We start from the raw sequence: 21,907 nt of genomic DNA on the forward strand, positions 1-21,907 counted from the left end.
TGAAGGAAGTGTTAAACATGCAATTACTGAACAATAGATACAAAATTGAAGGTATTCATGTAGAAGAGACTAATGGTACTGTCTATAAGGTTATTGACTTATGGAGTGGCAATAAAAAAATATTACTAAAAATTTGTGAGAAAAATTTAGCTAATAAAAAGATTTTTGATTTTTTTTGTAATAGCTTTTTAAATCTTACAAATATAAAAAATAAATATCTTCTACAAAACGGCAAATTTGATATATTAAGTGTAGTTGATAATAAAAAGACTACTAGAAATCAATTCTATTACACTAAGGAATACGCCGATGGAAGTACCTTAATTAATAGTTCTGGCAGCCTGTCCTTCGAAGAAATTTTAGATATTACAAGGCAAATATGTGATTTAGTTGACTATTTTCAGTTTAGAGGAATAACATATGACTTTTTGAATCCAAACAATATTTATTGTATAAGACAAAGTGACAATATCAATATTAAGGTCAAAGATATTGCATCTATTTACGAATTGAAAATAAGAGATGAGTATGGAGAAAATAGTCGTTCATTTATAGCTCCAGAGTTTTTTATGGGTAAAGAAAAGGAAAATTTACGAAGTGATATTTATTCCATAGGTATGATTCTTAGCTTTCTTTTAGATAGATTTATTAAGGAAAATCCTGACGAGATAATGAAAAAGGAACATAGTATAAGAATTATAAAAGATTTGATAAATAGGATGACCAGTAAAGATAGTAATAGTAGAGAAGCAAACTTGAGACTTATTATTGAGTCTATAAATAGCATTTCGCAAACCAATTATAATTTAGACTTTAAAAATGAAAGAAATCACTTGAATTTTTCTACTGAAATAATTGGAAGGGAAAAAGAGCTTAATGAAGTATTTAAAATAGATGAAGAATTTGAAAACAGAGTATATGAAAAAAAAGTTTTTTCGATACATGGTGAAGAAGGAGTTGGAAAAACTAGATTATTGAAAGAATTAGATTTCTTGTTAAGAATGAAGGGAAGATCTGTTTACTATACAACAGTTACTGATGGCAATACAAGTCAGTTAGGTCCAATAAAGAAGATACTCAGACAGATGATTAAAAACTGTGATAGTGATTTAATTGATAAATATGGCTGTGAGCTAGTTAAGATAATACCAGAATTAAGTGCTGTTAATGATATTGCTCCTTCTTCAGCCTTAAGTGGAGAGCGTGAGATGCTAAGATTATATGATAGGATATCTAATTTTATCGTAGACTTTATTAAGGGTAGACCGACTTATATCATTCTTGATGAATTTCATAATAGTGATATTGATACTTTGAGACTGATCAATTATTTCATTAGGAACAAGGTGAATTCCTCACTATTGTTTATCATTTCATATAATGAAGCATTGATAGAAAATGATAAAGAGCTAGATAGCATTATAAATAAATGGTCTAGCTACCATAAGGTTGAAGAGATTGACCTATTGAAATTTAATCTTCAAGAAACAGCACTTATGATTAAAAATATTTTAGGTCTTAGAAACATGCCTGTGAAATTAGGCGCTAGACTTATGAATGAAACAGCAGGCAATCCTAGACATATTGAAGAGGTTATAAAGAATTTCCATGCAACAGGAGAGCTTTTTATAGATGAAATAGGTAATTGGGATTTAAAAACAGAAATATATTCTAATATATACATTCCATCTAACATTAATGAGGCTATAAAAAGACAAATAGATTTATTAGAAAATGAAATGTATGAAGTAGCTAAAATTATTTCACTATTCAGAACTTCAGTTTCTAAGGGAATATTATCAAATATCTTAGGTTTGGATATTGAAGACCTTGATAACATTATTGATAAGCTTCTAGCAATTAAGATAATTGATGAAAAAGTTGAAGACTGGGGTTATACCTATGATTTTTATAATCTTCAAACTAAGAAATATATTTATCATAGAATAGAGAAAAAAGAGAAGCAAGAGTTACATGAATTAATTTCTGAAGTTCTTGAAGATGTTTATAGTGATGGGAAAAGAAGAAATATTGACGAATTAGTATATCATTTGACCTTATCGAACCAAACGGAAAAGGCAATAAGGTATACAGTTGATTTAGCAAAAAGGATGGAAGGCTTTGTTGGAAATGTTCAAGCCATATCTCTATGGCAAAAAGCAGATGAGCTATTAAAGGATAGAATAGATATAAATAAGCTAGAAGTTCTAGTAAACTTGGGTAGATTGTATTCTTTCCAAGGACTTAATGATAAGGCTTTAGATCAGCTTTTTAAGGCTCTTGAAGGAGCAATATTATTAGGTGAGGAGAGGTTTATTGTTATTGCTAGAAATTCCATTGCTGATATATATCTTTGGAGAAATGCACTGGTAGAGGCAGAAGAACATATAAGTCAGGCGCAGGATTTAGCAAAAAGAGTTAATTATGTTGAGGGATATATCGAAGGTGCAAGATTAATGAATAAGCTTTACTTCCAGAAAAATGAATATAGTAAAATTTTAAATACAACTAATAAATATATAGATACTGCGAAACAGGAAAAGCTTTATACACATGTAGCCCATTTCTATAATCATTTAGGGGTTTATTATATGTTCCATTATAATATTGAAAAAGCAAGGAAATGTTTTGCATCAAGTATAGAGTATTTCAATAAAGCTCAGGATTTCATTGAATCAACAAAAGCTATAAATAACATAGGAGTAATTTATGCAGATCATTATGATGATTTAGATAAGTCAATGGAATACTTTGAAAAAGGGCTAAATGTTAGTCAAAAGTATAATTCATTTGAAAATGAAATAGTATTTTTTATTAATATTGGAGAAACGTATATACAGTTAAATCAATATGAAAAAGCGAAAGAATATATAAATTCTGCTAGGAAACTAGCTACAGAAATTCAGGATGAGATAGACTTATTCTTAATAAATATTGATTTAGGCAGAATTTATTTAAATATGGGAGATTTTGAAAAGGCATATAAAATATACAAGACTGTTAAGGAACAGTTTTACAAGCAGCCTGAACAGGGACAAAATATAGGAGAGTATTACGATTTTCTAAGTGAATTCAATATCTATATAGGACAATGGGACGAGGCGTTAGATGCTTGTCAAAAATCTATTGAGAATAACAATAAGCTTAAACTCACATTATTAGCAGAAAGTAGAATGTTAGTTATCAAGTATATCAAAGGAAATGTGTTAGATAAAAAATCTATAAATGAGTTGAGGGCTAGTCTTGAGCATAGTGATTTGAAAAGTATAAGAAGGTTTGCTTTGCTTGAGTTTGCAAGGATATCAATAGATTCAGGAGATATTGAATATGCAAGACAAATCTTAAATGAAGATGAGAAAATATTATCTGAATTTACAACAGATTACTTAAATATAAAAAGAAACTTATTATTGACATACTTTGTTGAAGACCCAATTAGTGAATTACTTAATATAGAAAAAAATGAGAAAAATAAATATTTAGACTGTGACATGATTATTAACAGAAGACTAGGGATTGAGTATTATAAAAAGAAAAACTATTATCAGTCCATATATTATTTTGTTATTACTTTAGATTTAATGCATAGAGCTATTAAGAAAATCTCTAGTCGAGATATGGCTATGCTATTATTAAAGGCTAATAATATAGATAGACTCTTAGAGAAGATTAATTTCATAATGGGTTCTCTAGCTGTAGAGAGTTATGAAAATGATATAACTGTTGATATTTTCTTTGAAGAACACTTTGACTTAGCTGACTTTAGAGAATTGTTTAATAAAAAAGAGTTTTATTATGCTGTATTTGCTCATTTCAATGAAACTACATTAGATAATATTGACGATTTAGATGAACTAGTTAAGCATTTTACAGGTAGTTATGAAGATAACCTAGATTTAATCTTAAAATTTGCGATGAAAGAAACCTTTGCAAGTAGGGGATTTATTTGTATCTATGATAGAGAAAAAGATAAACTGAAGATTCTAAAATCCTCAACAGGAAATTATGATATGACGATTATAAATCAAGTTATATCAAGGGTTAAGCAAAAAGAATCAGGATTATTAATTCAAAGTACTGCAAAATTTCATAAAGAATACGTATATTTGGAAGAAGATATTAAGTCTTTGATTTGTGTACCTATATATAAGAAGAAAAGAAACAGAGAAAGCTCTATGTCATTAGATGATGATAGACGTAAAGGCTGTGATAATTTCAATAGTGGTGAGATTGTTGGCTACATCTATTTAGACTCAGACCGCTTATTTAACAGATTTGATCAGGAGAGGTTTGAACTTATAGAAGCTCTGTCTTATTTATCATTCATTAATATAGATAACTATAATTTAAAGAAGACTTCTTCAATAGATATGCTTACAGGAACTTATACTAGAAAATATTTCGATATATTATCAGGAGAAATATTAAAGAAAAATAAAAAAGCAGGATTGAGCCTTGCAGTGATTATGATAGATATTGATAAATTTAAAGTAGTAAATGATACATTTGGTCATAGAACAGGAGATGAAGTACTAAGTAAAGTCGGAGATATTATTTTAGACAATGTGAGAGATACAGATATAGTAGGAAGATATGGGGGAGAAGAATTTATTATAATGCTTCCTAATACAAGTAAAGAAGATAGTATAAAGGTAGCTGAGAAGATTAGACAAAAAATTGAAAAGGCGCAATTATTAGGTGAGGAGCATCCATTAACAATTAGTTTAGGTATATCTATTTTACCTAAACATGGACAGTATAAAGAAGAATTAATAGAAAAAGCTGACCAAGCTCTTTATCATGCAAAACAAAACGGTAGAAATAACTTTGTTATGTGGAGTAGTGATATTGGAGGATCAAGAAAGAGATTAGATAGGTTGGTAGGAATTGTATCAGGGAATACTGTTCAAGACCAAAGAAATATATTAGCCATGGTAGAAATTATTGACCTTATTAAAGAAAAGGCATGTAAAAAAGATAAAATCTACAGGTTCTTAGGTAGGCTTATAGAAATAGTTGAGGGTAAACAAGGGGCTTTATTTATAATAGAAGAAGATAAAAACATTAGTGAAGTATTTGCCCGGGAAATATTTAAAGAAGAATGGATTAATGAATTTAGATATAATGGAGAGGTCATCAATAGAGTCGTTAACAAAGGTGAAGGTGAATTTCTCATTGATTGGGAGGATGTTGAAAATATTAACGTATTAACAGGAACTCCTAATTGGCAATCTATAATTGTTACTCCTCTAATAGACCAAGGTCGAACTAAAGGAGTACTATTGATTTCTGTTCCCATTAAAGAAAAAGAGTTCGACTATAACACATACAACTTTGTAAGAACAGTTGGAGATATTATGGCGGCTATTATATAAATGATAGTCGCATTTCTATATCTAATAAAATTATTGGATTTTGTCCTCAAAAATTGGGAATATGTATTATAATAGGATATAAAAGAAATTATAAAATATAAGGTGGTGATAATATGACTGCAACTATTAAAGACGTAGCGAAATCAGCTGGTGTTTCCATTTCAACAGTGTCAAGGGTAATCAATAATTCAAAGCCAGTAAGTCCAGAGATTAAAAGAAAAGTTTTAGAAGTTATCAAGGAGTTAAATTATAGACCTAATGAAATAGCTAGAACACTGGTTACGAAAAAATCTTTTTTAATTGGAGTAATAGTTACAGACATTGGCAACTCAGATGTTACAGAAATGGTAAGAGGAATAGAGGAAATCGGGAAAATGTACGGCTATGATATTTTACTATGTAGTACATATGGAGATAAAAAGATGGAAGAGAGATATATGCATCTTTTAAAGATGAAACAGGTAGAGGGAATAATACTTATTTCAAATGATCCAAATGAAGATATAGATAATCTCTTGACTGAACATGATATTCCATTTGTTTGTTTAAACAGGTTCTTTAATATAAGAAATCATTCTACTGTGTCTATTGATAATTTTGAAGCTACATATGAAATGACTAAATATCTGTTTGAGCTAAATCATCAAAAGGTAAAATACATAATGCATAAAGAGAGCAGTGATAGTGATGATGAATCCGTTGAGAGAATAAAATTTAATGGTTATAAGAAAGCCGTAGAAGAATATAGTAGTGTAATTGATGTAGCATATGCTAAAGGTAGAGAAATAAAGGATGGATATGAGGTGGCTATATCGTGTGATTTTAATGAGGTTACAGCAGTGTTTTGTAGCAGTGATAAACTTGCAATCGGTGTTATGAATTATTTCTATGATAATGGAATAAAAATTCCTGATGATATATCAGTTTCAGGGTATGGAGATATTAATCTAGCATCTATTTTTAGACCTAAACTATCAACTGTTAGAGAACCTTTCTATGATATTGGAGCAGTTGCTATAAGAAGAATAATCAAAGAATTAAAGGGGGAAGAAATTACGAATAAAGATATTGTATTACCTCATAAAGTTTTATCAAGGGAAAGTTGCAGGAAAAGAAAATAGCTCTTTTATAAGCTTTTAAGTATAAAAAACCTTTGCTGGACTAATAATATTTTATGAAAATATTTGGAGGTGAAGGTTTGATGAGAAGAGTTGTTGTTGAAGATAGTTTAAGAAACGTTTCAGACTATTTAAGAAGCCAAGGTTGTGAAGTAAGTAGTTTAGGCAATGAGTCAGATATTGATAACTGCGATGCAGTTGTTATATCAGGACAAGATAAAAACTTTTCAGGAATGCAAGATACCCTTACAAATGCCGTGGTAGTAGATGCAAGGGGAAGAACTCCAGAAGATATTTACAATTACATTAATTCAAATTTAAGATAAGCAGCTTTTTGCTGCTTGTTTTATTTAAAATCAAAAGATTAGATATATAACTTTAATTTATATTAAAGATTTAATAAGTTAATTTGAGAAAAAAGATTTATTTAGATTGAATTAAATAATGAAAATTGGTAAAATAGCATTATTAATAATGTTGGAAGGGGGATTATATGACTGGAGAAAGCAATCAAGAAAACAAAGTAAGTTTTTTTAGAAGTAAGCATTTTTTTAAAGTAGTTATTGTTTCAATTATAATTCTTTTAATATTTGTTACTCTAAGTTTATTTGCTGATACCCAAGAAGCAAGGGTAAAAATAGTTTCAGATAATTTGTTTGCTGTATCACTATTGATATTAATATTTGCAGTTTTTGCAAGAAGTAGAGCCTGGTCATTATTTAAAAAGTCACTTAAGACTAATGATGAAGAGGTGTTGGAAAAATCCAAGAAAACTAAGTATCTATCTAAGGCTCTTACGTTCATAGGATTTTTTAACTTATTAGGAAGTATAATAGCTTTATTTTTAATTTTATAATATAGGAAAGACATTAATAATTTCTAGAATAATTACATAGTATAAATATTTATAAAGATATTAAGAAAATAAAATATTTTAAATTTTTAAAGGGGTAGACTGAAGTGAATAAACTTCACTCTATCCTTTTTGATTTTTTTGTTATAGGAGTGTTGTTATCTTCAATTGAGGTTCAGCTAATCATCAAATTAATGCTTTATCAAAGTAAAGAGAAAAACCGATAAAGCTTGAAAAATACACAATCTTTTTATATTTTTTGCAGGATATTTTAATCAAATACAGAATATTTTAATTAATGAAAATTTTAAAAGAAGGGATGATCATATGAATAAAGTAATACTTGATGGTAATAGTTTAACAATACAAGACGTAATAAATGTTGCTAGAAATAACTACACTGTTGAATTAACAGATGCTGCAGTAGAAAAAGTCAATAAATCAAGAAAGCTTGTAGATAGATTTGTTGATAGTGAAAAGGTAGTATACGGTATTACAACTGGATTTGGAAAATTTAGTGATGTAGTTATTTCTAAGGAAGAAGCTGAGCAGCTTCAAACTAATTTGATTACAAGTCACTCTTGTGGGGTTGGAGAACAACTAGATGAGGAAATTGTTAGAGCAGTAATGCTATTGAGAGCAAATGCTCTTGCAAAGGGTTTTTCAGGGATTAGACTTTCAACTCTGAAAAAGCTTATTGAGATGGTTAATAAAGGTGTTCATCCAATTATTCCTGAAAAGGGTTCATTGGGATCCAGTGGAGATCTTGCACCTCTTTCTCATATGGTACTGGTGTTATTGGGAGAAGGAGAAGCAATATATAAAGGAGAAAGATTAAGTGGTAAGAAGGCTATGGAAGCTGCGGGAATAGATACCATTAGACTTACATCTAAAGAAGGATTGGCTTTAATAAATGGTACTCAGGTTATGACTGCTATTGGTGCCTTAACTATATATGATTCTATAAATATTTCAAAAATGGCTGATATTGCAGCAGGATTAACTATGGAGGCTTTAAATGGTATAGTTACTGCTTTTGATGAAAAGGTTCATAGTGTTAGACCTCATAATGGACAAATGAATACAGCAAAAAATATTCTAAGCATTTTGAATGGAAGTGAAATGACTTCTGAGCAAGGTGAGATAAGAGTACAGGATGCTTACACACTTAGATGTATCCCTCAAATCCATGGAGCAAGTAAAGATGCTATTGATTATGTGATTGAAAAGATAAATATAGAGATTAACTCTGCCACTGATAATCCACTTATATTTGAAGAGGTTGAAGAAGTTATATCTGGTGGTAATTTCCATGGTCAGCCAATGGCATTAAGCTTTGACTTTTTAAGTATAGCATTAGCTGAGCTAGGCAATGTTTCTGAGAGAAGATTAGAGAGATTAGTAAATCCTGCTTTAAGTAACCTACCTGCTTTTCTAGTTGAAAAGGGAGGTTTGAATTCAGGTTTTATGATTGTACAATATTCAGCTGCTTCACTTGTATCTGAAAATAAAGTTTTATCCCATCCTTCAAGTGTTGATTCCATACCATCCTCAGCAAATCAAGAGGACCATGTTTCTATGGGAACTATTGGAGCTAGAAAGGCAAGAGAAATACTAGGGAATGTAAGAAAGGTTTTAGCTATGGAAATTCTAGGGGCATGCCAAGCTATAGACTTGAGAGGTAAAAAGCAATTAGGTGCAGGTACTAGTATAGCCTATAAAATTATAAGGGAAAATACTGATAAAATTGTAGATGATAAAATAATGTATAAAGAGATAAATAAATGTGAAGATTTAATTAAATCTAATGAGATTGTGGCTGAAGTAGAAAAAGCCATTGGTAACTTGTTATAGTTTTATTAAGTGCGGAAGTTTCATATAGAAATATATTTAAGATGTAAATATGTAATTTCCTCAAGTTTCAAAATCCATTAATATGAAAGGAGAGTTTTTATGATTAACAATGTTGACGTTTCACAAGCAATGAAAATTAAATTAGACAATACTTTGCCTAAAATGCCTGAATTTGTTGAGGGGATTAGAAGGGCACCAAAGAGAGAATTCAGACTGAATAAACATCAAACTGAGCTTGCCTTAAAAAATGCGTTGAGATATATACCTGAAGAATTACATGAAGAGTTAGCACCAGAGTTTTTGGAAGAACTACTTACAAAGGGAAGAATCTATGGATATAGATTTAGACCTGAAGGAAATATAAAGGCTAAATCAATTGATGATTACAAGGGTAATTGTATTCAAGGTAAAGCATTCCAAGTAATGATTGATAATAACTTAGATTTTGATATTTCCCTATATCCCTATGAACTTGTTACCTATGGGGAGACTGGACAGGTGTGCCAAAACTGGATGCAGTATAGATTAATAAAGAAATATTTGGAGGTATTAACTGATGAGCAGACATTAGTTATTGCTTCTGGACATCCATTAGGATTATTTAAATCTAGACCGGAAGCACCTAGAGTAATAATAACTAATGCTCTAATGATAGGAGCCTTTGACAATCAAGATTTCTGGCATAATGCCCAAGCTATGGGAGTTGCTAACTATGGTCAAATGACAGCAGGTGGATGGATGTATATAGGTCCTCAAGGTATTGTACATGGAACCTTTAATACAATCCTTAATGCTGGTAGAATGAAGCTTGGAGTTCCAGAGGATGGAGATTTAAGAGGACATTTATTTGTAAGTTCAGGACTAGGTGGAATGAGTGGAGCTCAGCCTAAAGCAGCAGAGATAGCAAATGGTGTGGCTATAGTTGCTGAAGTAGATTATTCAAGAATAGTTACTAGACATGAACAAGGCTGGGTAGGCGAAATAGCTAAGAGTCCTAAGGAAGCCTTTGATTTGGCCCATAAGTATATGGAGAAAAAAGAGCCATTATCAATCGCATTTCATGGAAATATTATAGAATTATTGGAATATGCAGTGGAGAACGACGTTCATATAGAGCTATTATCAGACCAAACATCTTGCCATGTACCTTATGATGGAGGATATTGCCCAGAAGGTTTATCATTTGATGAAAGAACAGAGCTATTGAAAAATGATAAAGCAAAGTTCAAGAAGTTAGTCGATGAATCCCTGCGCAAGCACTATGATTTAATTAAGAAATTAGTTGATAGAGGTACTTACTTCTTTGATTATGGTAACAGCTTTATGAAAGCAGTATATGATGCAGGAGTTAAAGAGATTGCTAAAAATGGTGTAGATGAAAGTGAAGGCTTTGTATTTCCGTCTTATGTGGAGGATATAATGGGACCTATGCTTTTTGATTATGGATATGGACCATTTAGATGGGTTTGCTTAAGTGGTAAGCATGATGACTTATTAAAAACAGATAAAGCTGCAATGGATATTATTGATCCAAATAGAAGAGGACAAGACAGAGATAACTATGTATGGATAAAGGATGCAGATAATAACAAGCTTGTTGTAGGAACAGAAGCTAGAATTCTTTATCAAGATGCATTGGGAAGAAGGGATATAGCCCTTAAATTTAATGAGATGGTTAGAAATGGTGAAGTAGGACCTATCATGCTTGGAAGGGATCATCATGATACAGGGGGTACAGATTCACCATTTAGAGAAACAGCTAACATTAAAGATGGAAGTAATATAATGGCTGATATGGCAACACAATGCTTTGCAGGTAATGCAGCTAGGGGTATGAGTTTAATAGCCCTTCACAATGGTGGTGGAGTTGGTATTGGTAAGTCAATTAATGGTGGATTTGGTTTAGTGCTTGATGGAAGTAAAGAAGTTGATGAAATAATCAAATCATCTATCCCATGGGATGTTATGGGAGGAGTAGCAAGAAGAGCTTGGGCTAGAAATGAAAATTCCATAGAAACATCTATTGAATACAATAAAATCAATGATGGAAAGGACCATATTACATTACCGTATATTCCTAAAAAAGGGTTAGTAGAAAATTTAGTAGAAAAGGCTTTGAAAAACAACTAAGTAGTTTATTGAAGCTTTAGTCTTAGTAATTTGCATATAATAAGTGAAGAATTAATTTAAAAGAATTGATTCTTCACATTCTTTTGAATTACATTAAAAAAAGAACTATATAGTTTTAAGCTAAGATAATTTCAATGTTTCAATATTCTAGAGAGACAAAATAAGGAGGAATAAAAATGGCAAAGATAGTACAATGTGTACCTAACTTTAGTGAAGGTAGAGATAAAGATATTATTGAGAAGATAGTTGAAGAGGTAAGAAAAGTAGAGGGAACTAAGTTATTAGACTATGCACCTGACAAAGACCATAACAGATGCGTTGTTACCTTTATAGGTGATCCTAGTGCAGTTAAGGAAGCAGCTTTTAATTTATGTAAGAAAGCATCTGAGCTTATTGATATGTCAAAGCACTCAGGAGAGCATCCAAGAATGGGAGCAACAGACGTTATACCTCTTATTCCTATATCAGAAGTTACTATGGATGAGTGTATAGATATGTCTAAAGAATTGGGTGAAAAAATAGGTAATGAATTAGGTATTTCAGTATTCTTATATGAGAAATCTGCTTCGGCAACCCATAGATCAAATTTAGCAAAAGTTAGAAAAGGCCAATATGAGGGTATGAATGAAAAGATGAAGGAAGAAATGTGGAAACCAGACTTTGGTCCAATTGAATTAAATACAAAATCAGGAGTTACTGCTGTTGGAGCTAGAATGCCGTTAGTAGCTTTTAATGTGAATTTAGATACTAATGACCTTAAAATAGCAAATAAAATTGCTAGAGGTATTAGAGGAAGCAGTGGAGGACTAAAATATTGTAAAGCAATAGGTATAGAGATTAAGGAAAGAGATATAGTACAAGTATCTATGAATATGGTTGACTACACAAAAACTCCTTTATTTAGAGTATTTGATTTAATTGAAAGAGAAGCTAATAGATATGGAGTAAATGTAATAGGTAGTGAAATAATAGGACTTCTTCCTACAGCTGCATTAATTAATTGTGCAGATTACTACCTAAAGCTTGAAGATTTCTCAGATGAACAATTGCTTGAAAAAAGAATTTATGAATAGGAGGATTCTATGATAGCTGATATAGTAGTTAAAAATATTTCTCAGCTAATAACTCTAGAAGGAGAAAATAGACCTAGAGTTGGTAAGGAAATGATGGAAATAGGCTTGATAGAAAATGGTATATTAGCAATAAAAGATGGAGTAATAAAATACGTAGGTCAAGGAGAACTTCCATCGAATATACAAATGGATAACGATACACAAATAATTGATGGAAAAGGTAAAACAGTTACTCCAGGCTTAGTAGATCCCCATACTCATTTGGTTCATGGAGGATCTAGAGAGAACGAATTGGATATGAAATTAAAGGGAGCAAAGTATTTAGATATTCTAAAGGCCGGCGGTGGAATACACAGTACAGTTAAATCTACTAAAGGTGCTAGCTTTGAAGAGTTATATAAAAAGGCAGAAAAGAGCCTAAATACTATGCTAGAATTTGGTATGACAACTGTAGAAGCAAAAAGTGGGTATGGATTAGATACAGAAACGGAATTAAAACAGCTAAGGGTAGCAAAAAAATTAAATGAAAATCATCCTGCTGATATAGTTTCAACTTTTTTGGGGGCCCATGCAATTCCAACAGAATATAAAGGAAATGTTGATGAATTTGTTGATATAGTTGTTAATGACATGATGCCTAAGGTTCAAGAGGAAAAGCTTGCTGACTTTTGTGATGTTTTCTGTGAAGAGGGAGTTTTCACTGTAGAACAAACGAAAAAAATTCTAAATGCAGCTAAAAAATATGGTATGAAGTCAAAATTACATGCCGATGAAATTGAGCCATTAGGAGGAGCAGAATTATCAGCAGATGTAGAAGCAATCTCTGCTGACCATCTAGTAGCAGCTAGCGAAAAGGGTATGGAGATGATGGCAGAAAAAGGAGTAATTGCTGATTTACTACCTGGAACATCATTTAATCTTGGAATGGGTAAATTTGCTAATGCTAGAAGAATGATAGAGCTAGGAGTTCCTGTGGCGTTGTCTACGGACTATAATCCAGGTAGCTGCCCTACAGAAAACATACAATTCATAATGACTTTGGCATCCTTGAGAATGAAAATGACACCAGAAGAGGTAATTACAGCTGTAACAATAAATAGTGCTTGCTCAATTGGAAGACAAGAGGAAATCGGAAGCATAGCTGTAGGCAAAAAAGCAGATTTAGCTATATTTGATTCTCCTAATATTAGTTATATTATTTATCACTTTGGAATTAATCATATTGACAAAGTAATTAAAAATGGTCAACTTGTTGTTGACAATGGGAAAATTATAAATGTATAATTAAGTAGTTATAATAGATAGTAGATACTAATTTGTGTTTACTATCTATTTTTATTAAAATTGTTTAAATACCTACTTTAGAGGTATTAACATTAAGAATAGATTAGATTTACACTTAATGTTTAAAGAACAGTTAAAGGAGTGATAATTATGCTATCTAAAGAAAAGATTGCTAGAATAAACTTTTTGGCAAATAAATCGAAAAAAGAAGGATTAACTGATGAAGAGAAAGAAGAACAACAGAAACTTAGAAAAGAGTATCTTAAAAACTTTAGAGAAAGCTTTAGAAAACAATTAGATAATATTGAAATAGTTGACTAAATATCAATTTTTTTTCTTGAAAGGCAGGAAATGTGCGAAAAATGTAGAATTAAGATATATATAAAGCTGTTGTAACGATTAAGATTAAAATAAAGGGGGTTTTATTCATGGCTGAAAACCAATATGTAGTATTCAAGCTTGGTAATGAAGAATATGGTATAGATATTATGAATGTAAGAGAGATAGTTCCTCATCAAGAAAGCATTAAGGTTCCAAATGCACCTAAGTTTGTCAGTGGTATTATTAACTTCAGAGGTAAGGTTATACCTATTGTAGATCTTAAGAAAAGATTTGATTTATTAGAGAAAGAAATTGATGGTAACACTAGAATAATAGTTATTAATTTAGATGACAGACAGATAGGTTTTATAGTAGATGAAGCATCTCAAACTATAAGACTTGAAGACAAGGATGTTGACCCAGCTCCAGATATTGTAAGTAGCATTGAGAGAAGATATATTACAGGCGTTGGAAAAAAGGAAGATAGGTTAATTATCTTAATAGATTTGGAAAAAGTGTTAACTGAAGAAGAAAAAGAGAAAATAGAGTCTATGGATGTTTAATGAATAAATAAAATGTCTAAAGAAAATTATTGTAGCCTACAGTAGTTGATAAATTTTTTGCGATTAATCCCCTATAATAAAATTAGTATATTTATTATAGGGGGTCTTATTTGTGAGAAGGTTTAAAATTTTACTTACATTGCTTATTTTTATAGCAATTGTGTTTTCTAGCCGATTAAGTGTACAAGCTTTTTCTTATCAAGATAAGTTTAATGACATAGAGTTATCAAATATAGAAGAATTATTGAGTGAGAGAATGCATATTATGAATGAAGGCTTGTTTAATCAAATGGATATTGATACTGTAGAGGAAAAGCTTACCGGGATAGAAAGAGGAAAACTCCTTTTAGAGGATATTAATATCATTAAAAAATCAAGAGAGCTACCTACAGATTATAGCTATCCTTTTGGGCTGAAAATAAAGTCTGTCGAAAGTGTTAAATATGAAGAAACAAACGTTGAACTTTATTTAGTATTAGAGTGGGAAATAGCTTATAAAGATAAACAAACAAAGGAAGATTTTTTATATAAGATAAAATTATTAAAGCAAAAGGAAAGATATTATATTTATAATATTGAAGTAATTGAATAAAGTGGCAGAGGGAAATCCTCTGCTTTTTTGATATAAAAAAACAGAATGATTTACATTAATTGACAATATTTGAACAAATAATTAAAATTATGATATTATTTTTACATAATAAAGGATAATTAAGCTTTAAAGTAGAATAGATATAGATATCTAGTCTAATTTATTATCTTCTTATTTATGAAATATAAGGATGAGGAGTAAGATATGGAGAAAAATTTAGATAAAAATAGGATTAATGAAATACTTAAAGGTGTATTAGATACCATTGAAAGTAGCAAGGAAGAAATTTTTGCTATTACTGAAAAAGTAAGAGAGAACTACCATAGAACAAAACAAGAGTTGGATGAATTGCAAGAGAAAGCTAGTAAAATAATTAGAGAAGTTGACTTATTAAGAGCCGAAGAGAGAAGACGGAGAAAGAAATTAGTAATAGTTAGTAAAGATTTTCAAACTTACTCTGAAAAGGATATAAAGGAAGCATATGAAAAGGCAAACGATTTGAGGGTAAAGCTTGTTTTGAAAAGAGAAGAAGAAAAAGCTATTATTGAAAAAAGAAAGAATTTAGAGTTGAGGTTAAAGGATTCTATAGAAGTACTGGAAAGAGCTGAGAGACTTACAACTCAAGTTAGTGTTGCAATGGGCTATTTAAGTGGTAATTTAAATAATATAATTGACACTATTGATAATATGAATAAGAAGCAATTCCTTGGCATTAAAATTATAGAAGCACAAGAAGAGGAAAGGCAAAGAGTTGCAAGGGATATTCATGATGGCCCAGCCCAATCTTTGGCTAATCTAGCGTTAAATGCTGAATTATGTGAGAAACTTTTATCCATTGACGTTAATAGAGCTAAAGAAGAACTAAGAAAACTGAAGCAAATAGTTAGAAGTAATCTAAAAGACGTAAGAAAAATAATATATGATTTAAGGCCCATGTCTTTAGATGACCTTGGATTGGTGCCTACGGTTCAGAGATATGTTTCTGTTTTTTCTGAGGAGACAGGGATTAATTCTGACTTACAATTATCAAATGATAAGGAAGAAATTAATCAATATGTGGAAATAGCAGCTTTTAGAATAATTCAAGAATCATTAAACAATATTAGGAAACATTCTAAAGCTAAGTATATAAAGGTCAAGATAGAAACAAATCAAGAAAATCTTAACCTTTATATTGAAGATGATGGAATAGGTTTTGATATGGATAAAGTATCGGAAGCTAATAGCTCGCCAAGTGGTGGTTTTGGATTAATTGGAATAAAGGAAAGAGCTGAGTTATTAGGCGGTACAATAGATATTGAATCCTCAGTAAACAATGGTACTAAAATTAATGTAAAAATACCTTTAAATGGGAAGGATGATTTAAATGAAGAGTAAAATAATAAAAGTATTAATAGCTGACGATCATTCCCTAATGAGACAGGGATTAAAAAAGATTTTAGAGTTAGAAAAGGACATTGAGGTAGTAGCACAGGCAGAAGATGGTGAAGAAACTGTAAAAAAGACATTAGAGCATAAACCTCATGTTATTTTGTTAGATATTAATATGCCTAGGATGAATGGAATTGAAGCATTAAGGAGATTAAGAGATATAGGTGTCGAAACTAAGGTTATTATTTTAACTATACATGATGATAGGGAATATTTAAATGAGACAATAAATATCGGTGCTAATGGATATGTTTTGAAGGATGCCGAATCCGATAGCTTAATTAAAGCTATTAGAGATGTAGCCAACGGAGAAACATACATTCAGCCTAGTATATCTAGTCTTTTGGCATCAGAAATGAGCAGTGAAGAGACTAAAACAGAAGATCAATTAAAAATTGAAGCATTAACTAAAAGAGAATATGAAGTTTTAATATTAATTGCTGAAGGATTAAATAATAGAGAAATAGCTGAGAAGCTTTTTATTAGTGAAAAGACTGTGAAAAATCATGTTTCTAATATATTCAAAAAAATAGAAGTATGTGATAGAATTCAAGCTGCTATATTTGCATATAAAAATAATATTAAGAAGTTATAACTTTTTTTAATATTATTTGACATTTTTTTGTCACGTATTGTAGTATAATATTTAGGAACACTAAATTTATATATTGGAGGGATATACATGTCAGAAAAATCAGAAGGCAAAAAATTACAGGAAAAGTTAACTCACAAGTGGAGCAATGTTTGGGAAAAAATTAGTGAAAGTGAACAAGAAAAGGTTTTCAGCTTTAATGATGAATATAAGACATTTCTTGATACAGGGAAAACAGAAAGAGAATCTGCTAGAGAGATAATTAGAATAGCAAAAGAAAATGGATACATAAGTATTGATGAAGCGATTGAAAAAAATATTGAATTAAGCCCTGGTACTAAAATATATGCTGATAACAAAGATAAGGGAGTAGTAATGTTTGTCATTGGTGAAGAGGATATAACAAAGGGTATGAATATTGTAGGTTCTCACATTGATGTTCCTAGAATAGACTTAAAACAATTCCCATTATATGAGGATTCAGAATTAGCTTTACTAAAGACTCATTATTATGGTGGAATTAAGAAATATCAATGGGTTGCTTTACCATTAGCTTTACATGGTACAGTAATCAAAAATAATGGAGAAAAAATTGATATTGTTATAGGTGAAGATGAAAATGAGCCTGTTTTTATGATTACAGACTTACTTCCTCATTTAGCTAAAGATCAATATGCTAAAAAGCTAGGTGAAGGTATAACAGGTGAAGGCTTAAATATTATAATAGGAAGTATACCTTATAATGAAGATGACCTTAAAGATAAGATTAAGCTTAATATCTTAAGTATGTTAAATGAAAAATATGGTATAACTGAAGAAGACTTTACTACTGCTGAATTAGAAGCTGTTCCAGCTGGTAAATCTCGTGACGTTGGATTAGATAGAAGTTTAGTTGGGTCATATGGTCACGATGATAGAGTTTGCGCATTTACATCTTTAAAAGCTATTCTAGAGGTAGATAAGCCAAGAAGAACTGCTGTAGGACTATTTGTTGACAAAGAAGAGATAGGTAGCGTTGGAAATACGGGTATGCAGTCTAAATTCTTTGAAAATATGGTAGCTGAATTAGTGGCTCTTATGGATAGTCAGTATTCTGAAATCAAAACTAAGAGGGCAATGGCTAATTCAAGGGTATTATCTGCAGATGTTTCTGCTGGATTTGATCCAAATTATCCAGAGGTACTTGACAAAAGAAATGCTCCTTATATAGGAAAGGGTATAACTTTAGTTAAATTTACTGGAGTTAGGGGAAAAGCAGGAAGTAATGATGCTAACTCAGAATACATCAGCGATATTAGAAGAATTTTTAATGAGAATAATGTAGTTTGGCAAATGGGTGAATTAGGAAAGGTTGATCAAGGTGGCGGTGGAACTATCGCTTATATGCTTGCTAACTATGGTATGGAAGTAGTTGATTGTGGAGTGCCAGTGTTAAGTATGCATGCACCTTATGAACTTGTAAGTAAAGCAGATGTTTATATGACTTACAAGGGATATAAAGCTTTCTATCTAGCATAAGATCTTGTTAAATTGATTTATGAATTAAATAGTAAAAGGAAACTCTGGATAATAATTTATCCAGAGTTTCTACTTATATATTCCTATTTACTGAAACATACTCAATTACAAAGTTTCTGAATGCTTGACCTAATGGAGACAAATGTCTATTTTTATGATATACAAAATAGAAATTTCTCTTTAAAGAAATATTCTTTATATCGTAGGATTTAAATAAACCCAACTCAACTTCTCTTTCTATTGCTCGCTTAGAAATAATACTTATACCAGTCTTTAACTCAATAAATTTTTTAATAGTTGCTGTATCTTTAATACATGCTACTACATTCAACTTATTGAGGTCAACACCACTATTTTTAAGTGCTTTTTCGAATAACAACCTCGATCCAGAACCCTTTTCTCTTAATATAACGTTTTCCTGAAGTATCGTATCTAAATCAAGGGTGGATTTATCTGCTAAATTGTATTTCTTATCACTAGGTGCAACGACTACTAATTCGTCCTCTATCAAGTCAATATAATCTAAATGAGGAGAGTGGAACTTTGCGCCGACAATTCCAAAATCATTAACTCCTGAAAGGATATTTTCAATAACATTTCTTGAATCATTATCATTTATTGAAAAAGTAATCTCTGGATATTTTTGAGAAAATTCCTTTAGAATATAAGGTAAAACATATTGTCTAGGAATAGAACTAGAGCTTATGTTTAAATGCCCTTGAATCTTTCCTTTATATGATCCTATAGCGAATTGAGCCATGTCTCTCATATTAATAATATTTAAAGCATGCTTATATAATAGCGTGCCTGCTTCAGTAGCTGAAATATTTTTTCCAAGTCGATTAATAAGTAAAGTGCCCAATTCATTTTCGAGATTTTGAATATGATTTGTTATAGTAGGTTGTGTTAAATACAGTTTATCTGCCGCTTTAGAAAAGCTTTTAAGTTTTACTACCTCTACAAAGGTTTCAAGTTGTCTAAAATCCATTTTATCACCGCTTTTGTTTTATTACCTTAAATATTAAATTAAAATTGCATTAATGTCAATAAAGCAAAATAAAAAGCTTCTACTTAATAAGCAGAAGCTCCTGAGTTAAAAGGGGGACTCAGTTCTTTTATTAATTTTGTAATTATATAATAACAAAATAACATTACCATTTTATGACAACAATATTAAGATTATATTACAATGGGAGCTTGGAAAATCAAATATGCTAAGGGATTTATTAATTTATGACAAAATAGGAGAAAGCGACATATAATATTATGCGGAAATTTAATAGCGACTGATTCATAAAGGCTGAAATTTATTATATTATAAAGTGAGTTGATATTAATGATTAAAATAAGTCTTTGTATGATTGTAAAAAATGAAAAAGATACTTTAGGGAGGTGTCTTGAATCTGTTAAGGATTTAGTAGATGAAATTATAATTGTAGATACAGGGTCAACAGATAATACAAAAGAAATAGCAAATGATTATACAGATAAAGTGTTTGATTTCGAATGGATTGATGACTTTTCAGCAGCTAGAAATTATTCTTTTTCAAAGGCAACTATGGATTATATACTCTGGTTAGATGCTGACGACGTGATTTTAGAAGAAGACCGCAAAAAATTTCTAGAATTAAAGAAAACTCTTGCTCCTGATATAGACGCTGTTTATATGAAATATAATTTGGGATGTAATAAAGAAGGTAAACCTTGTTTATCATACTATAGAGAAAGGCTAAGTAAAAGGGCTAAAAATTACAAGTGGATTGATCCAATCCATGAATATCTTGCTATATCAGGAAAAAAAATAAATACAGATATTTGTATTACTCATAAAAAGATACATCCTAATCCTCCAGGAAGAAATATGAAGATATTTGAAAAGATGATTAAGGAAAATAGAAAATTTAGTCCCAGGAATCTATATTATTATGCAAGGGAGCTATTTTTTAATGGAAAATATAATGAGTCCATAGAATATTATGAAAAGTTTTTAGAAACTGGTAGAGGGTGGATTGAAGATAATATAAGTGCATGCTTTGATCTATCACAAGTTTATAAGAATATTGGAGACTCTAAAGAGAGATTGAGAGCATTGTTTAGGAGTTTTGAGTATGATACTCCTAGGGCTGAAGTGTGCTGTGAAATAGGGTATTACTATAAAGAGCTTAGAAGATATAATAAAGCTATATTCTGGTTTGATTTAGCAATGAAGCTTGAGAAACCTAAAGATTCCTGGGGATTTATTCGTCATGATTCCTGGGACTATATACCTTTACTAGAACTATGTGTTTGTTATGATAAAATTGGAAATACTGATAAAGCAATCAAGTGTAATGAATTAGCTGAAAAAATTAAGCCAGATAGTAGAGCAGTTCAATATAATAAGAAGTATTTTGAAAGCCTAAAATCTAAAAGTTAGGATCAAAGAATTGAAAAATCAAATAATTTCATACAAAGGGTTTCAAATCTTTGAATTAGTAAAAAAAATTCTGAATGATAAAGAATAAGCATAGATGGCTTAAGCCATCTATGCTTTGTCTTTTACTGCTATATTTTAAAACATATAATTTTCCACAAAATTTTAAATTTAGACAAATTAATCTGTTTGAAGAATATCTAATTGAGCTCCAACAGCTGGTGCTAGATCTGTGGTAAGTGGTATTGCAGAGTTATTTCTTAATGTTAATACATCTCCAGCTGCTAACGATAATATTGCATGACCTGTTACCTCTCCAGTTGCTACAAGAGCAGTAACGGGAGTAGAGGTATCAACTGTACCATTTACAGCGATTGCGATTGATGCACCGACTCCGGCTGTGATGTTGACACTGTAAATAATCTCGTAATCACCAGTATTAGGAACTGTAACAGTAGTTGTACCTGCAGTGTGACTTACGCCACCAGCTAATGGGCCATTATTACTAAATGGAACATCAGCACCTCCAGCTACAGTGGCATTTCCAATTGTAGCAAGCTGGTATACATAACCATAAGAATTTAATCCTGAACCAGTAGGACCAGTATCACCAGTAGCTCCAGTAGGACCAGTAGCTCCAGTAGCTCCAGTAGGACCAGTAGGACCAGTAGGACCAGTAACTCCAGTAGGACCAGTAGGACCAGTAGCTCCAGTAGGGCCAGTAGGACCAGTAGGACCAGTATCACCAGTAGCTCCAGTAGGGCCAGTATCACCAGTAGGACCAGTAGGA

17 protein-coding genes are annotated in these 21,907 nt (G+C 30.8%); 15 read left to right on the plus strand and 2 right to left on the minus strand.

Annotated features, from left to right (window positions below; genetic code table 11):
• The first annotated feature begins 17 nt into the window (after positions 1 to 17).
• From JMO20_RS04300 to JMO20_RS04365, 14 genes are all read left to right on the plus strand, one after another.
• Positions 18 to 5,375, plus strand: a complete 5,358-nt coding sequence (locus JMO20_RS04300; RefSeq protein ID WP_202708305.1) for a diguanylate cyclase — start codon at positions 18 to 20, stop codon at positions 5,373 to 5,375.
• 113 nt (positions 5,376 to 5,488) lie between these two features.
• Positions 5,489 to 6,496 (plus strand): LacI family DNA-binding transcriptional regulator, encoded by a 1,008-nt coding sequence (locus JMO20_RS04305; protein WP_202708306.1) that lies wholly within the window; start codon positions 5,489 to 5,491, stop codon positions 6,494 to 6,496.
• A gap of 80 nt (positions 6,497 to 6,576) precedes the next feature.
• The gene (locus tag JMO20_RS04310) at positions 6,577 to 6,819 is read left to right on the plus strand and encodes a YkuS family protein (RefSeq protein WP_243414627.1); all 243 of its coding nucleotides are present in this window, start codon (positions 6,577 to 6,579) and stop codon (positions 6,817 to 6,819) included.
• Positions 6,820 to 6,986: 167 nt separating this feature from the next.
• A complete protein-coding gene (locus JMO20_RS04315; protein WP_202708308.1) occupies positions 6,987 to 7,349 on the plus strand; it encodes a hypothetical protein in 363 nt (120 codons plus the stop codon).
• A 324-nt stretch (positions 7,350 to 7,673) separates the two neighbouring features.
• Positions 7,674 to 9,200, plus strand: a complete 1,527-nt coding sequence (gene hutH, locus JMO20_RS04320) for a histidine ammonia-lyase (RefSeq protein ID WP_202708309.1) — start codon at positions 7,674 to 7,676, stop codon at positions 9,198 to 9,200.
• A 99-nt stretch (positions 9,201 to 9,299) separates the two neighbouring features.
• Positions 9,300 to 11,330 (plus strand): urocanate hydratase, encoded by a 2,031-nt coding sequence (locus JMO20_RS04325; RefSeq protein ID WP_202708310.1) that lies wholly within the window; start codon positions 9,300 to 9,302, stop codon positions 11,328 to 11,330.
• A 176-nt stretch (positions 11,331 to 11,506) separates the two neighbouring features.
• Positions 11,507 to 12,403, plus strand: coding sequence for a glutamate formimidoyltransferase (gene ftcD, locus JMO20_RS04330; RefSeq protein WP_202708311.1), 897 nt, complete (start codon positions 11,507 to 11,509; stop codon positions 12,401 to 12,403).
• A gap of 9 nt (positions 12,404 to 12,412) precedes the next feature.
• On the plus strand, positions 12,413 to 13,687 hold the full coding sequence (hutI, locus tag JMO20_RS04335) for an imidazolonepropionase (RefSeq protein ID WP_202708312.1): 1,275 nt from the start codon (positions 12,413 to 12,415) through the stop codon (positions 13,685 to 13,687).
• A gap of 150 nt (positions 13,688 to 13,837) precedes the next feature.
• A complete protein-coding gene (locus JMO20_RS04340) occupies positions 13,838 to 14,008 on the plus strand; it encodes a DUF896 domain-containing protein (protein WP_202708313.1) in 171 nt (56 codons plus the stop codon).
• A gap of 107 nt (positions 14,009 to 14,115) precedes the next feature.
• Positions 14,116 to 14,571 (plus strand): chemotaxis protein CheW, encoded by a 456-nt coding sequence (locus JMO20_RS04345; RefSeq protein WP_202708314.1) that lies wholly within the window; start codon positions 14,116 to 14,118, stop codon positions 14,569 to 14,571.
• Positions 14,572 to 14,683: 112 nt separating this feature from the next.
• On the plus strand, positions 14,684 to 15,163 hold the full coding sequence (locus JMO20_RS04350; RefSeq protein ID WP_202708315.1) for a hypothetical protein: 480 nt from the start codon (positions 14,684 to 14,686) through the stop codon (positions 15,161 to 15,163).
• Between the two features lie 204 nt (positions 15,164 to 15,367).
• Complete coding sequence (locus JMO20_RS04355; protein ID WP_202708316.1) at positions 15,368 to 16,540, plus strand: sensor histidine kinase; 1,173 nt, start codon at positions 15,368 to 15,370, stop codon at positions 16,538 to 16,540.
• Positions 16,530 to 17,189 carry a response regulator gene (locus JMO20_RS04360; RefSeq protein ID WP_202708317.1) on the plus strand — a complete coding sequence of 220 codons (660 nt, stop codon included), beginning with the start codon at positions 16,530 to 16,532 and terminating at the stop codon, positions 17,187 to 17,189. The genes JMO20_RS04355 and JMO20_RS04360 overlap by 11 nt, the downstream gene beginning before the upstream one ends.
• Before the next feature lie 87 nt (positions 17,190 to 17,276).
• The gene (locus tag JMO20_RS04365) at positions 17,277 to 18,704 is read left to right on the plus strand and encodes an aminopeptidase (RefSeq protein WP_202708318.1); all 1,428 of its coding nucleotides are present in this window, start codon (positions 17,277 to 17,279) and stop codon (positions 18,702 to 18,704) included.
• A 73-nt stretch (positions 18,705 to 18,777) separates the two neighbouring features.
• On the opposite strand, the gene JMO20_RS04370 is transcribed toward JMO20_RS04365, so the two are convergent.
• Positions 18,778 to 19,692, minus strand: a complete 915-nt coding sequence (locus JMO20_RS04370; protein ID WP_202708319.1) for a selenium metabolism-associated LysR family transcriptional regulator — start codon at positions 19,690 to 19,692, stop codon at positions 18,778 to 18,780.
• Between the two features lie 369 nt (positions 19,693 to 20,061).
• On the opposite strand from JMO20_RS04370, the gene JMO20_RS04375 reads away from it, so the two are divergent.
• Positions 20,062 to 21,120 (plus strand): glycosyltransferase, encoded by a 1,059-nt coding sequence (locus JMO20_RS04375; protein ID WP_279380052.1) that lies wholly within the window; start codon positions 20,062 to 20,064, stop codon positions 21,118 to 21,120.
• A gap of 177 nt (positions 21,121 to 21,297) precedes the next feature.
• Here the strand turns inward: JMO20_RS04375 and JMO20_RS04380 are convergent.
• Positions 21,298 to 21,907 (minus strand): BclA C-terminal domain-containing protein (locus JMO20_RS04380; RefSeq protein ID WP_424141320.1); only part of this gene is annotated, 610 nt, incomplete at its 5' end.

The organism is Sporosalibacterium faouarense (assembly GCF_016765695.1).
Lineage (GTDB): Bacteria > Bacillota > Clostridia > Tissierellales > VENL01 > Sporosalibacterium > Sporosalibacterium faouarense.

Coding starts and splice junctions, on each gene's coding strand:
- JMO20_RS04300 (WP_202708305.1), top strand. CDS start 18: ATGCAATTACTGAACAATAGATACAAAATTGAAGGTATTCATGTAGAA.
- JMO20_RS04305 (WP_202708306.1), top strand. CDS start 5,489: ATGACTGCAACTATTAAAGACGTAGCGAAATCAGCTGGTGTTTCCATT.
- JMO20_RS04310 (WP_243414627.1), top strand. CDS start 6,577: ATGAGAAGAGTTGTTGTTGAAGATAGTTTAAGAAACGTTTCAGACTAT.
- JMO20_RS04315 (WP_202708308.1), top strand. CDS start 6,987: ATGACTGGAGAAAGCAATCAAGAAAACAAAGTAAGTTTTTTTAGAAGT.
- hutH (WP_202708309.1), top strand. CDS start 7,674: ATGAATAAAGTAATACTTGATGGTAATAGTTTAACAATACAAGACGTA.
- JMO20_RS04325 (WP_202708310.1), top strand. CDS start 9,300: ATGATTAACAATGTTGACGTTTCACAAGCAATGAAAATTAAATTAGAC.
- ftcD (WP_202708311.1), top strand. CDS start 11,507: ATGGCAAAGATAGTACAATGTGTACCTAACTTTAGTGAAGGTAGAGAT.
- hutI (WP_202708312.1), top strand. CDS start 12,413: ATGATAGCTGATATAGTAGTTAAAAATATTTCTCAGCTAATAACTCTA.
- JMO20_RS04340 (WP_202708313.1), top strand. CDS start 13,838: ATGCTATCTAAAGAAAAGATTGCTAGAATAAACTTTTTGGCAAATAAA.
- JMO20_RS04345 (WP_202708314.1), top strand. CDS start 14,116: ATGGCTGAAAACCAATATGTAGTATTCAAGCTTGGTAATGAAGAATAT.
- JMO20_RS04355 (WP_202708316.1), top strand. CDS start 15,368: ATGGAGAAAAATTTAGATAAAAATAGGATTAATGAAATACTTAAAGGT.
- JMO20_RS04360 (WP_202708317.1), top strand. CDS start 16,530: ATGAAGAGTAAAATAATAAAAGTATTAATAGCTGACGATCATTCCCTA.
- JMO20_RS04365 (WP_202708318.1), top strand. CDS start 17,277: ATGTCAGAAAAATCAGAAGGCAAAAAATTACAGGAAAAGTTAACTCAC.
- JMO20_RS04370 (WP_202708319.1), bottom strand. CDS start 19,692: ATGGATTTTAGACAACTTGAAACCTTTGTAGAGGTAGTAAAACTTAAA.
- JMO20_RS04375 (WP_279380052.1), top strand. CDS start 20,062: ATGATTGTAAAAAATGAAAAAGATACTTTAGGGAGGTGTCTTGAATCT.